General features: G+C 72.5%; 1 protein-coding gene and 1 pseudogene. Both read right to left on the bottom strand.

The features are described 5' to 3' along the window. Positions 1 to 14: 14 nt before the first annotated feature. Positions 15 to 4,349, bottom strand: a pseudogene (locus ACZ1DY_RS17060) (type I polyketide synthase); the annotation flags it as partial. Positions 4,350 to 4,682: 333 nt separating this feature from the next. Continuing rightward, a complete protein-coding gene (locus ACZ1DY_RS17055; protein WP_465484920.1) occupies positions 4,683 to 14,495 on the bottom strand; it encodes an SDR family NAD(P)-dependent oxidoreductase in 9,813 nt (3,270 codons plus the stop codon). Positions 14,496 to 14,619: the final 124 nt, after the last annotated feature.

The following is a 14,619-nucleotide window of genomic DNA, read 5'->3' as shown; positions in this document are numbered from 1 at the left end:
CGCGTGCACCCGGCTCAAGCGCCGAGTTGCTGGTCAATGAAGGCGAAGAGTTCGTCGTCCGAAGACGGCGTGAAGCCGGGCCCGTCGAGGCTCTCGGCGAGTTTCCGCAGCCGGGCGCCCGCTTTCGCGTGCTCGTCCCCGCCCGGGTCGAGACGGCTCAACGCGGCTTCCAGTCCGTCGAGCAGGCCCTCCACGTCGTCGTCCGTCCCGGCGAGTTCCTGCCAGAGGTAGGCGGCCAGCGCCTGCGGGGTCGGATGGTCGAAGACGAGCGTCGCGGGCACGGCGAGGCCGGTCGCGGCGTCGATCCGGTTGCGCAGTTCGACCGCGGTGAGCGAGTCGAAACCGAGTTCGGTGAACGCGCGGTCCGGGCCGATCGCCGAGGTGTCCGGATGGCCGAGCACCTTGGCCACGGTCTCGCGGGCGACCTTCAGCAGCAGCCGCCGCTGTTCGGGTTCGATCAGGCCGCTCAGCCGGGACCGCAGATCCGCCACCGGTGCTTCGGCTGCCGCGGTTTCCGGTCGTGGCAGTTCGGCGAGCATCGGCGCGGCCCGGAAGTCCTCGAAGAACGACGGCCAGTCGAAGTCGGCGACGGTGACGCAGGTGTCGCCGGAGGCGATCGCCCGGACGAACTCCTCCGCCGCGGACTCGGGGGTCATCGGGCGCAGGCCCTTGCGGCGGACGGCGTCGTCGACCGCCTCGGCCATGCCACCCTCGGCCCACGGGCCCCAGGCGATCGACACCGCCTTGACACCTTCTGCCCGCCATCGGGTCGCGAGCGCGTCGAGTTCCGCGTTCGCGGCGGCGTAGGCGGCCTGCCCGCCGTTGCCGAGCACCCCGGCGACGGACGAGAACAGCACGAGCGCGTCGAGGTCATCCGTGAGTTCCCGCAGGTGCCGCGCGGCGGTCACCTTCGGCCGGGCGACGGCCTCGAAGCGTTCGGGCGTCGCGTCGTCGAGCATCGCGTCGTCGAGGACGCCGGCGGTGTGCACGACCACGCGGAGATCGGTCAGACCACTGACCACTGTGGACAATGCGTCCCGGTCGGCGGCGTCGCAGGCGTGGATACCGACGCGGGCACCGAGGCCTTCCAGCCGTTCACGCAGTTCCGCCGCACCAGGCGCGTCCTCGCCACGGCGGGAGAGAAGCACGACGTGCTCCGTCCCGGCGCGGATCAGCCGTTCGGCCACGAGCGCGCCCAAGGCTCCGGTGCCGCCGGTGATCAGCGCGGTTCCGGAGGTGGTCCACGGCGCACCGGACGCGGAGGCGGCGGGGACGAACCGGCGGGCGAAGATCCCGTCGGCGCGGATCGCGACCTCGTCTTCGGGACCGCCGAGCACGTCGCGGAGGCGAGCGGCTTGGTCCGGCTGCTCGGGCAAGGTCACGCAGCCACCCCAGCGGCGGGGCTGCTCGATCGCCGCGACCCGCGCGACCGCGGCGACGCCGGGATCACTGGTGGCACACCACACCTTCGCCGGGGTGTCCCGCAGGAGAGCGGCGAGTGCGGCTCCGTCCGCCGGGAACGCCAGGATCGGGCCGGTCTCCGGGACTTCCGTCACCAGGGGCGCGTCGAGCGCCTTCGCGGCGGCTTCCGCCCACGCGCCGGGTTCGGCCGCATAGACGGTCCAGGACTCCTGCGACGCCACCGGCTCCATCGGGCGCCAGACGACTTCGTACCGCCGGGCCGGGGGTGCGGTCTGCGCGGCGGCGAGCCAGAAGCGGTCCCGCCGGAAGGGATACGTCGGCAAGTCGACACGGGTGGCGCCGGTGCCGTCGAAGATCCGGGCCCAGTCGAGCCGCACCCCGGCGGTGAAGAGCCTTCCCCGTGCCAGGTCCGCGGCGGCGGCCTCATCACGATCTTTCCGTTGCGTGGCGATGAAGACACCGTCGCTGACGCAGTCGGCGCCGAGCGCGGTCAGGGAGGCGTCCGGCCCGATCTCGACGAAGCGCCGGACACCGCGCGCGTGCAGGCCCGCGACGCCGTCGGCGAACCGGACGGGTTCGCGCACCTGCCGCACCCAGTACTCCGGGTCGCGGACGTCACCGGCGATGATCGGGATCCGCGGCTCGGCGTATGTCACGCTCTCGGCGACCTCGCGGAAGTCGTCGAGCATCCCGTCCATCATCGCGGAGTGGAAGGCGTGGCTGACCGAAAGCCGCTTGGAGCGCCGGCCGGGGAAGGTCTCGATCACCGCGGCGACCGCTGCCTCTTCACCGGAGAGAACCAGGGACGAAGGGCCGTTGATCGCGGCGATGCTCACGCCGTCGGGCAGGTCGAGTTCCGCTTCGGTGGCCTGCAACGCGACCATCGCGCCGCCCTGGGGCTGCGCCTGCATCAGCCTGCCGCGGGCGGCGACCAGGCGGGCGGCGTCGTCGAGCGACCACACGCCGGAGAGGTACGCCGCGGCGAGCTCGCCGATCGAGTGCCCGAGCAGGAAGTCCGGCTCCACGCCCCAGGACCGCACGAGCTCGGCCATCGCGACCTCGAAGGCGAACAACGCGGGCTGCGCGACGTCGGTCCGGTCGATCCTGCTCTGGTCTTCGGAAGCGAGGACTTCGGCGAGCTTGAAGCCGGTGTGCGCGTCGAGCCGGTCCGCCACGCGCTCGAAGGTCTCGGCGAAAACGGGGAAGGCGGCGGCGAGCCCGGCGCCCATCGCGAGCCGCTGCGAGCCCTGCCCGGTGCAGAGGAAGGCCAGCTTGCCGCTTCCCGTCCGGCCGGTGACGACGCCCGGGGCGGCCTCACCGCGGGCCAGGGCGCCGAGGCCGGCGCGGAGTTCGTCCTCGTCGGCACCGGTGACGACCGCGCGATACGGCAGCGGCGCCCGTCCGGTGGCCAGTGACCAGGCGATGTCGGTGGGGTGACCGCCGGTCTGCAGCAACCGGTCCGCCAGCTCGGGCAGCGCGGCCTCGGTGCGTGCGGACAGCACCCACGGGACCCGGGCTCGCGTGGCCGCGTTGCCTGCCCGCGGCTGGTCGGGGGCCTGGCGGAGGATGACGTGCGAGTTGGTGCCGCTGATCCCGAACGACGACACCGCCGCCGCGCGCGGGCGGCCGGTCTCGGGCCAGGGCCGGTGCTCGGTGAGCAGCTCGACCGCACCGGAATCCCAGGCCACGTGCGGGGACGGCTCGTCGGCGTGCAGCGTGCGCGGCAGCTCGCCGCGGCGCAGCGCCTCGACCATCTTGATGATCCCGGCGACCCCGGCGGCGGCCTGCGTATGCCCGATGTTGGACTTGACGGAGCCGAGCCACAGCGGGGTTTTCCGGTCGCGGCCGTACGTGGCGAGCAGGGTGTCCGCCTCGATGGGGTCGCCGAGCTTCGTGCCCGTGCCGTGCGCCTCGACGACGTCGATATCCGAAGTGGACAGTCCGGCGCTCGCCAGCGCGGCGCGGATCACGCGTTGCTGTGACGGCCCATTGGGCGCGGTGAGCCCGTTAGACGCGCCGTCGGAGTTGACCGCCGAGCCCTGCACGACGGCCAACACCCGGTGTCCATTGTGGACGGCATCGGACAGCTTCTCCAGCAGCAGCACACCGGCGCCCTCACCCCAGCCGGTTCCGTCGGCGCCCGCGCCGAACGACTTGCAGCGTCCGTCCGGGGCCAACCCGCGCTGACGGGAGAACTCGACGAACGTGTCCGGGACCGCCATCACCGTCGCGCCGCCCGCCAGCGCGAGCGAACACTCCCCCGCCCGCAACGCCTGCGCGGCCAGATGCACGGCCACGAGCGACGACGAGCAAGCGGTGTCGACCGACACGGCCGGGCCCTCGAAGCCGAACGTGTAGGCGACACGGCCGGAAAGCACGCTGCCGGCGGTGCCGGTGCCGAGGAAGCCCTCGACTCCTTCGGGCAGCTCGGAAACGCCTGCTCCGTAGTCGTGGTACATGATCCCGGCGAACACGCCCGTCGCGCTGCCCTTCAACGCCGACGCGTCGAGCCCGGCGCGCTCGATCGCCTCCCAGCTGATCTGGAGCAGGAGCCGCTGCTGCGGATCCATCGCGAGCGCTTCGCGCGGTGAGATACCGAAGAACTCGGGATCGAATTCGGCGGCCTCGTGGAGGAATCCGCCTTCACGCGCGTACGACGTGCCGGGGTGGTCGGGGTCGGGGTGGAACAGCTCGGCGAGGTTCCAGCCGCGGTCGGCGGGGAACCCCGAGACCGCGTCGCGGCCGTCGGCCACCAGATCCCACAACGCCGCGGGCGAGTCGACCCCGCCCGGGTAGCGGCATCCCATGCCGATGATCGCGACCGGTTCCCTCGCCGCGTCGGCGAGTTCGCGGTTGCGCGCGGCCAGCCTGCTGTTCTCCTTGACCGACTCCCGCAGCGCGGTCACCAGTTCTTCGGGTGTCGCCATCAGATTCTCCGGACCGGACGAGACGGACGCAGCTCGGGCATGGCCTCATCCTGGGCGCGGGCGCCGCTCGTCCCCGGCGCTGTTCGCCACCCCGGCCCCATTGCCCGGTAACCGGGGGCCCACTTGGTACGTGAAGGCCCCCTTCACTGCGCTAGGCGCAATGAAGGGGGCCTTCATGTACTTGGGAGGCTTCGCGCGGCTCGGGCGGGTTCGCGTGTTGCGAAAGCCACTTTCGCAACGTTGAAGGTTGCGAAAGTGGCTTTCGCAACCTGTGCGCTGGGGTCCCTTCCGTGAAAGCGCCCTTCACGGCGTCCGACGCGGGGAAAGCGTCCTTCAGCCCTGCTCGGCGGTCGACATCGCCCGGCTGATCAGATCCCCCACGTCCAGTTCGTCGATCGACTCGTCGGGCACCGAGGACTCGGCGGCCGGGAGTTCCTCGGCCAGTTTCACCAGAGCCTCCAGCACCCCCAGCTCCCGGAACCGCTCCACCGGCGCGCCCGCCAGCGCCCGCCGCAGCCGCGCCTCGTCTGGCACTTCGACTTCCGGGAACAGCAGGCTCCGGAGGTGCGCCGCGAGCGCCGAGGGGGTCGGGTGGTCGAACACCACCGTCGCCCCCAGTTGCCGTCCCGCCGCGGCCGCGAGCCGGTTGCGCAGATCGACCGACGTCAGCGAGTCGAAGCCCAGGTCGGTGAACGCGTGGTCGGGATCGACCTCGTCCGCCGTGGCGAAGCCGAGCACCTGCGCGGTCTGCGTCCGGACCAGGTCCTCCACCGCGTCCGGCGTGAGAGCGACGGACTCGGGGGAAACCGCCCGCCGCACCGGAAGCCGGACGAGCCCGGTGAGCAGCGCGGGCAGCACGCCCGCCCGGGCCTGGTCCCGCAGCCCGGCCAGGTCGAGTTTGACCGGTACGGCCACCGGTCCGGGCGCGACATCGAACAGCGCCGCACCTTCTTCCGGCGTGAGCGCCCCGAAACCGTCGCGCCGCATCCGGTCGATCAGCGCCTGGTCGAGGACCCCACCCATCCCTTCGGCGGCCCACATCCCGTACGCGAGCGACCGCGCGGGCAGGCCATCGGCGTGCCGCCGCTCGGCCAGCGCGTCGAGGTAGGCGTTGGCCGCGGCGTAGTTGCCCTGTCCCGGCCCGCCGAGCACGCCGGACACCGACGAGACCAGCACGAACTCGGTCAGCGGCCGGTCGAGGGTCAGTTCGTGCAGGTGACGGGCCCCGTCTGCCTTCGGGCCGAGGACGCGGTCCAGACGTTCCGGGGTCAGCGCGGTGACGACGCCGTCGTCGAGCACCCCCGCCGCGTGCACGACGCCGGACAGGCCGGGGATGCCGTCCAGCAGGGCGGCGACCGCGTCCCGATCGGCGACGTCGCACGCTTCGACGCGCACCTCGGCGCCCAGCTCGCCCAGCCGGGCGGCCAGTTCTTGGGCGCCGGGAACGGCGAGGCCGCGCCGGCTGGTGAGCACCAGCCGTTCGACGCCGTGTTCGGTGACGAGCCGTTCGGCCAGTTTCGCCCCGACCCCACCGGTGCCGCCGGTGATCAGCACCGTGCCCGCGGGCTCCCAGTCCGGCTTCGGGCCGGGCTCCGCCCGGACCAGCCGCGGTACCTCGGCGCGGCCGTCCCGCACCCGGACACGGGGTTCGCCGGTGGCCAGCGCGGTGTCCACATCGGACACTTCGCCGTCGAGGATGACGAACCGCCCGGGGTTCTCCGCCTGCGCGGACCGCACCAGACCCGCCGCGGCCGCGTCGTCGAGACTGTCGCCGGTGACCACGACCAGCCGCGAGCCGGAGAACCGCGGCTCGGTCAGGAACCGTTGCAGGACTTCGAGGACACCGTGGATCCCCGCCGGCGGCACCGGCAGGACGACGACCGGCGGAACCGGCTCGGTCACTTCGTCCCATCGCACCCACGGCACCGGCGCCGCGGACGACGGCTCGGCCGCGACGTGCTCGACGCGGAACAGCGACCGGTCTTCCCCCGCCCGCATCTGCTCACCGGTGACCGCGCGGACGACCAGCGAGCCGACCGACAGCACCGGCGCCCCGGCGAGGTCGGTCAGGTCGACCGCGACTTCCCCGGGCGCGAGGAACCGCAGCCGCGCTCGGACCGTCGTGGCGCCGGTCGCGTGCAGGCTGACGTCGCTCCAGCTGAACGGCAGCGCCCCGGATTCCTCACCCTCGCCGAGGAACATGCCGTGCAGGGCGGCGTCGAACAACGCCGGGTGGATCCCGAACCGGGCCGCGTCCTCGCGGGCGTCCTCGGGCAGCGAGATCTCGGCGTAGCGGTCCTCACCGTGCCGCCAGGCCGCGCGCAGGCCCTGGAAGAGCGGACCGTAGACGAATCCGCGGTCGGCGAGGTCGTCGTAGAAGGAGCCGAGGTCGATGGGTTCGAGCCCGTCCGGCCAGACGAATCCCTTCGCGGGCGGCTCGGCCTCGGCCAGCAGGCCGAGCGCGTTGAGTGCCCAGTCCTCGCCGGGTATCCGCGAGTGGATGGTCACCGCCGCCGCGGCACTGACCGCGACCTGGAGTTCGATCGGCCCGCTCTCGGGGATCACGACCGGGGCGTGCAGGGTCAGTTCGGCCAGCCGCGGCCGCCCGGCCTCGTCACCGGCCCGGACGGCGAGTTCGGCGAGCGCCGCGCCCGGCAGCAAGACGGTGTCGTGCACCGTGTGCCCGGCGAGCCAGGGGTGGGTCGCGAGCGAGATCCGTCCGGTGAGGACGGTGCCGTCGCTCTCGGCGAGGGAGAGTCCGGCGGCGAGCAGCGGATGCCCCGGCGAGTCCAGCCCGGCCGAGGTGAGATCTCCGACCGGCGCCGGTTCGAGCCAGAAGTGCTTGCGCTGGAACGGATAGGTCGGCAGGTCGACCGCGCGGGCACCGGGCAGCACGGCGTCCCAGCCGACCCGGACTCCTTGGACGTGCAAGGTGGCGAGCGCGGTCATCACCGTCACGGCTTCGTCTCGTCCCTTGCGCAGCAGGGGAATGCCTTCGGTGAGCGGCGAAAGCACCGCATCGGGGCCGACTTCGAGGAACTTCGTGACACCGTCGGCGCGGAGCTGCTCGACCGCCGCACCGAACCGGACGGTCTCCCGGACGTGCGCGACCCAGTACGCCGGGTCGGTCACGTCCGACACCATCGGAATCCGCGGCGCCGAGAACGTCAGCTCCCGCACCACCTCGGCGAAGTCGTCCAGCATCGGCTCCATCAGCACCGAATGGAACGCGTGCGACACGTCCAGCCGCTTCGTCTTCCGATCGCCGAACCGGGCCACGACGGCGAGCGTCGGCTCTTCAGCGCCCGAAAGCACCACCGACGACGGACCGTTGACCGCCCCCAGCGACACGCCCTCCGGCAACTCGCCGATCTCGTCCTCGGACGCCTGCACCGCGACCATCACCCCGCCCGACGGCAAGGCCTGCATCAAGCGGCCACGAGCCACGACCAGTTTCGCCGCGTCCTCCAACGACAGCACACCCGCGACATGGGCCGCAGCGATCTCGCCGATCGAGTGTCCCGCCAAGTAATCCGGCAGCACACCCCACGACTCCACAAGCCGGAACAACGCCACTTCCAGGGCGAAAATCGCCGGTTGCGCGAACTCCGTCCGCGACAGATCCCCGGTCTCGGGCAACAGCGCACAGACCTCGTCATACGCCGCCGCGAACACCGGGAACGCCTCGTACAGCGAGGCACCCATCCCCGGTCGCTGCGAACCCTGCCCGGTGAACAGGAACGCCAGCTTGCCCCGCGACGCGCGACCGGTGATCCCGCCACCGGCCGCGATGGCTTCGAGCCCGGCACGCAGACTCTCCGCGTCCGCGCCGACGACCGCGGCCCTGCGCTCGTGCGCGGTCCGCGTCGTGGCCAGGGAGTACGCCACGTCACGTGGATCCGCTTTGTCCACAAGGGACAGTAGAGCGCGGGCCTGGTCGGCGACGGCCTGATCGGTCTTGGCCGACAGCACCCACGGTACGACGCCGTGCGAGGCGGGCTCGACCGGCGTTTCGGCCGGGACCTGCTCCAGGACGACGTGCGCGTTCGTCCCGCTGATCCCGAACGACGACACCCCGGCCCGGCGCGGTCGCCTCACCTCCGGCCACGGCCTCGATTCATGGAGCAGTTCCACGGCGCCGGCGTCCCATTCGATCTCCTCCGAAGGTTCCGCCGCGTGCAACGTCCTGGGCAGCACACCCCGGCGCATCGCCTCGACCATCTTGATGATCCCGGCGACCCCGGCGGCGGCCTGCGTATGCCCGAGGTTCGACTTGACCGAACCGAACCACAACGGTTCGTCCCGCTCGGCGCCGTAGGTCGCGATGAGCGCCTGTGCCTCGATCGGGTCGCCCAGCCGCGTGCCCGTCCCGTGCGCCTCGACCGCATCGATGTCCGAAGTGGACAGACCGGCGTCGGCGAGCGCCGCACGGATCACACGCTGCTGCGAAGGTCCATTCGGAGCGGTGAGACCGTTGGACGCGCCGTCCTGGTTGACCGCGGAACCGCGCATCACGGCCAGCACCGGATGCCCGTTGCGCCGGGCGTCCGAAAGCCGCTCCAGCACGAGCACCCCGGCGCCTTCCGACCAGCCGGTGCCGTCGGCGCCGGCCGAGAACGACTTGCAGCGCCCGTCCGGCGAAAGCCCTCGCTGGCGCGAGAAGTCGAGGAACGTCTCTGGCGTCGCCATCACGGTGACCCCGCCGGCGAGCGCCATGTCGCACTCCCCCGAACGCAGCGACCGCGCGGCCAGATGCAGCGCGACCAGCGACGACGAGCACGCCGTGTCGACCGAAACCGCCGGGCCTTCCAGCCCGAGCGTGTACGCGATCCGCCCGGACAGGACGCTCGCCGAGGTCCCGGTGCCCAGGAATCCGGCGACGCTGTCGGGCACGCTGGCCAGTTTCGCGGCGTAGTCGTAGTACATGATCCCGGCGAACACCCCGGTGGCGCTGCCCTTCAGCGACGCCGGGTCGAGCCGGGCGCGTTCGAGCGCTTCCCAGCTGATCTCCAGCAGCAGGCGTTGCTGCGGGTCCATCGCCAGGGCTTCCCGCGGCGAGATGCCGAAGAACTCGGGATCGAACTCGCCCGCGTCGTGGAGGAAGCCGCCGTGGCGGGTGTAGGTCTTGCCGGGCAGGCCGGGTTCGGGGTCGTAGATACCGTCGACGTCCCAGCCGCGTCCGCCGGGGAACGGCGAGATCGCGTCGGTGCCCGCGGCCACGAGGTCCCACAGCTCCTCGGGTGACCGGACGCCTCCGGGATACCGGCAGCTCATCGCGACGATCGCGATCGGCTCGTCGGCGGCGCCGCGCCGGGTCACCGCCGGACGCGCCGGTTCCGGGGCGCCGAGCAGTTCGGCGCCGAGGAACGTGGCCACCGCCGCCGGGCTCGGGTGGTCGAAGACGAGCGTCGCGGGTAGCCGCAACCCGGTTTCCGCGGTGAGTTCGTTGCGCAGTTCGACGGCGGTCAGGGAGTCGAAGCCCAGTTCGGTGAACGGCCGCGACGGCTCCACGGTGTCCGCGCCCGCCCGGCCGAGAACCGCCGCGACGCGTGTCCGGACCAGGTCGATCAGCAGGGCTTCCCGGTCGCTTTCGGACAGCCCGGCGAGCCGTCCCGCCAGCCCGGTGTCGGTGCGGCGGGCGGCTTCGCGACGAGTCCGGACGCGGACCAGCCCGCGCAGCAGCGGCGGGACACCGGCGGCGCGCACGGCGGCGAGGTCGAGCCGCACCGGGACGAGGACGGCACCGCCGTCGGCCACGGCGGCGTCGAACAGCGCGAGCCCTTCTTCCGGTTCGAGGGCGCCGAAGCCGCCCCTGCCGATGCGGTCCCGGTCGGTGCCGCTCAGCGAGGCACCCATCCCGTCTCGCCACAGACCCCACGCGAGTGACTGCGCGGGCTTTCCGGCGGCGCGGCGCCGCCGGGCGAGGGCGTCCAGCTCGGCGTTCGCCGCCGAGTACGCGCCCTGCCCCGGTGAGCCGAACACACCGGCGATCGAGGAGAACAGCACGAAGAAGTCGAGGTCGCCGGTAAGCTCGTCCAGCAGTTGCGCGGCGGTGGCTTTGGCCCGGTACACGGCGTCGACCCGCTCCGGGGTGAGCGATGTGACGACACCGTCGTTGAGGACACCCGCGGCGTGGACCACACCGGTGACCGGCGGCTCGGCCCGGTTCAGCAGATCACGGAGCTGCTCACGATCGGAGACGTCGCAGGCCTCGATCCGGGCCCCGAGCTCGTCGGCGAGTTCCTCGGCACCCGGCGCGTCCGCGCCACGGCGGCTGACCAGCAGCAGATGCCGGACACCGTGCGCGGCGACCAGATGCCGGGCGAGGCGGGCGCCGAGCCCACCGGTGCCGCCGGTGATCAGGACCGTGCCGGAAGTGTCCAGTGTGGACTCACCGGAGCCCGCCCTGGCCAGGCGCGGCGCGAACAGGCTTCCGGCGTCGGCGTGTACTTCGGGTTCGCCGGTGGCCAGTGCGGCCTCGATGTCGGCGTGAGTACCGCGGACCAGGACGATCCGGCCCGGATGCTCGGCCTGCGCGGCACGGACCAGCCCTTCGGCCGCGCCTTCCCGAGAGGTCAGCACCACCAGCGGGCCGGGCTCGTCGGTGGCCAGGAAGTCCTGCAATCCGCGCAGAGTGACGTCGAGCGAATCGGCTTCCAGGACCGCCGCCGCCGTGGTGTCCGAAGAACCGGCGGGAAGCGGCACCTCTTCGACACGATAGAGGCCGTCCCGCACGGAAGTCGTGGCCGTGACGGCGCGGACGCTGAGCCCGCCCACGGAAGCGACGGGCGCGCCCGTGCCGTCGGCGAGGTCGAACGCGAAGCCGTCGGCGACCGGCCGGGCGTGTACGCGCAGTTCGGTCGCGCCCCGCGCGTGGAGCACGACGTCTCGCCAGGCGAACGGCACCGACCCCTGGTCCCCGCCGGGAACGGCGGTGGCCTGGAGCGCGGCGTCGAGCAGTGCCGGGTGCAGACCGAACTTCGCCGCCTGCTCGGGCTCAGGAAGGGCGACCTCGGCGAAGATCTCCGTGCCGCGGCGCCAGACCTTGCGCAGGCCGCGGAACATCGGCCCGTACGCGAGCCCGGCGGCGGCCAGCCGATCGTAAGCGTCTTCGAGTCCGAGCGCTTCGGCGTTCTCCGGCGGCCACACCATGTCCATAGTGGACACTGATGGAGTGCCGAGGAAGCCTGTCGCGTGGGTGACCCACGGCCGCTCCGGAAGCCGTGAATGGATCGACACCGGACGGCGGCCGTGCTCGTCGGCGGCGCCCGCGACGACCTGGACCTCCGGCGCGGTGCCGGGCTCGAGGACCAGCGGCTCCCGCAGGATCAGCTCTTCCACGCCCGCGCAGCCCACCTCGTCGCCCGCGCGGACGGCGAGTTCGGCGAACGCGGTACCGGGGACGAGCACCCGGCCGGCGACGACATGGTCGGCCAGCCACGGATGCCGGTCGAGCGAGAGGCGTCCCGTGAGCAGGACACCGTCGTCGGCGGCGACGGACACGGCGGCGCCGAGCAGCGGGTGGTCGGCGGCGGCGAGCCCGGCCGCGGTGACGTCGGCGTCGCTTTCCTGGCCGAGCCAGAAGTGCTCGTGCTGGAAGGCGTACGTCGGCAGGTCGATGAACCGTCCGCCGCCGAGGTAGGCGGCCCAGTCGACGCGGACGCCACGCGCATGCAGCGTGCCGAGCGCGGAGACCACGTGTCCGGCTTCGTCGTGGCCGCGGCGCAGCGCGGGCACTCCGCCGTCGACGAACGCGCTGAGCACGGCGTCCGGCCCGAGCTCGAAGAACTTCGTGACCCCGGCGGCGGTCAGGCGCTCGGCCGCGCCGGCGAACCGCACGGTCTCGCGGACATGCGCGACCCAGTACGCCGGGTCCGTCAGATCCGCGTTCTCCGCCACGGTGGACACGATCGGGATCCGCGGCGCCGAGAACTCCAGGCCTCGCACCACCTCGGCGAAGTCGTCCAGCATCGGTTCCATCAGCACCGAGTGGAACGCGTGCGACACGTCCAGCCGTTTGGTCTTCCGGTCGCTGAACCGTTCTACGAAGGTGAGAGTCGCTTCCTCGGCGCCCGACAGCACCACCGACGACGGACCGTTCACCGCGGCCAGCGAGACTCCCTCGGGCAACTCGCCGAGTTCCTCCTCGGACGCCTGCACCGCCACCATCACGCCACCGGCGGGCAGGGCTTGCATCAACCGGCCCCGCGCCACGACGAGTTTCGCCGCGTCGGTCAAGGACAGCACTCCGGCGACGTGAGCGGCCGCGATCTCACCGATCGAATGCCCCGCCAGATAATCCGGCCGCACATCCCACGACTCCACAAGGCGGAACAACGCCACTTCCAACGCGAAGATCGCCGGCTGCGCGAACTCCGTTCGGCCCAAATCCCCGAACTCGGGCAGCAGCGCACAAACTTCGTCGTAGGCCGCCGCGAACGCCGGGAACGCCTCGTACAGCCCAGAACCCATCCCGAGGCGTTGCGAACCCTGCCCGGTGAACAGAAACGCGAGCCCGCCCTCGGTCACCCGGGTGGCGGTGACATCGGCCAGCCCGGCGGACAGGGTTTCCCAGTCCGTGCCCGTGACGACGGCCCGGTACGGCAGCGCCGCCCTCGTCGTCAGGGTGTGCGCGACGTCAATGGGCTCGGCGGTACCGGCCACCGAGAGCAGGCGGGACGCCTGCGCGGCCAGCGCCGGTTCCGTGGCCGCGGACAGCAGCAGCGGCACCACGGCGGGCGCGGGGCACGCGGCGGCGGGTTCCTCCGGCGGGGCCTGCTCCAGCACGACGTGCGCGTTCGTCCCGCTGATCCCGAACGACGACACCGCCGCCGCACGGGGGCGCCCGGTCTCGGGCCACGGCGTGCGTTCGGTCAGCAGCGAGACCGGCCCGGCCGTCCAGTCGACCTCGCGGCTGGGCGTACCGACGTTCAGGGTCGGCGGCAGGACCCCGTGACGCATCGCCTCGACCATCTTGATGATCCCGGCGACCCCGGCCGCGGCCTGCGCGTGCCCGAAGTTCGACTTGACCGAGCCGAGGAACAGCGGCCGGTCACGGTCGCGGCCGTACGTGGCCATCAGCGCTTCGGCCTCGATCGGGTCGCCCAGCCTGGTGCCCGTGCCGTGCGCCTCGACGGCGTCGACGTCCGAAGTGGACAGTCGTGCGTCGGCGAGCGCGGCGCGGATCACGCGCTGCTGCGACGGACCGTTGGGCGCGGTGAGGCCGTTCGACGCGCCGTCGGAATTCACCGCGGAACCCCTTACCACGGCGAGGATCCGGTGCCCGTTGCGCTGGGCGTCGGACAGCTTCTCCAGCACGAGCATCCCGACGCCTTCGGCCCAGGCGGTGCCGTCGGCGTCGTCGGAGAACGATTTGCAGCGCCCGTCCGGCGCCAGGCCACGCTGCCGCGCGAAGTCGACGAAGATCCCCGGCGAGGCCATCAGGTTGACGCCACCGGCCAGGGCGAGCGTGCACTCCCCCGCGCGCAGGCCGCGCACCGCCGCGTGCACCGCGACCAGCGACGACGAACACGCCGTGTCGATCGAGACCGCCGGGCCCTCCAAGCCGAGCTGATAGGCGATCCGTCCGGAGTGGACACTGCAGGTGGTGCCGGTCAGCAGGTAGCCGTCCACCGTGTCGCCCGGGTTGTGCAGCCGCGGACCGTACTCCTGCGCGGAAACGCCGACGTAGACGCCGGTGGGGCTGCCGCGCAGCGCGGCCGGGTCGAGGCCGGCGCGTTCGACGGCCTCCCAGCCGACCTCCAGCAGCAGCCGCTGCTGCGGTTCCATGGCCAGCGCCTCACGCGGCGAGATCCCGAAGAACTCGGCGTCGAATCCGGCGGCGCCGGGCAGGAAACCGCCGGTCCGCACATAGGTGGTCCCGCGCTTCTCCGGGTCGTCGTCGAACAGGCCGGAGGTGTCCCAGCCGCGGTCGGCCGGGAACTCGCCGATGCCCTCGCGGCCGCTCTCGACCAGGTCCCACAGCGCGGCCGACGTGTCGGCCCCGCCGGGGAACCGGCAGGCCATGCCGACGATCGCGATCGGCTCGTGCCGTCCGTCCTCGGCGTCACGCAGCCGTTCCCGGGTCCGGTGCAGGTCCCCGGTCACCCGCTTCAGCAGGTCGAGAAGCTTCTCTTGGTCCGCCATCACACCCTCGCTCGGTGGTCGGTGTCTGTCGGTGAACCCGCGTCCGCGATCGACGTCGGCAGGACGCTGCCTGGTCATCCATCTCAGGACGCCCTGTCACCGCGATAGCGGGGCCTTCGGCCAG

Source organism: Amycolatopsis sp. PSD-21 (assembly GCF_055561455.1).
Note: the sequence above shows the minus strand (reverse complement) of the source record. Positions and strands in the feature narration are given on the sequence as shown.

Bases quoted from the DNA above. Each gene is read 5' to 3' on its own strand.
- ACZ1DY_RS17055 (WP_465484920.1), bottom strand. From the start codon at position 14,495: ATGGCGGACCAAGAGAAGCTTCTCGACCTGCTGAAGCGGGTGACCGGG.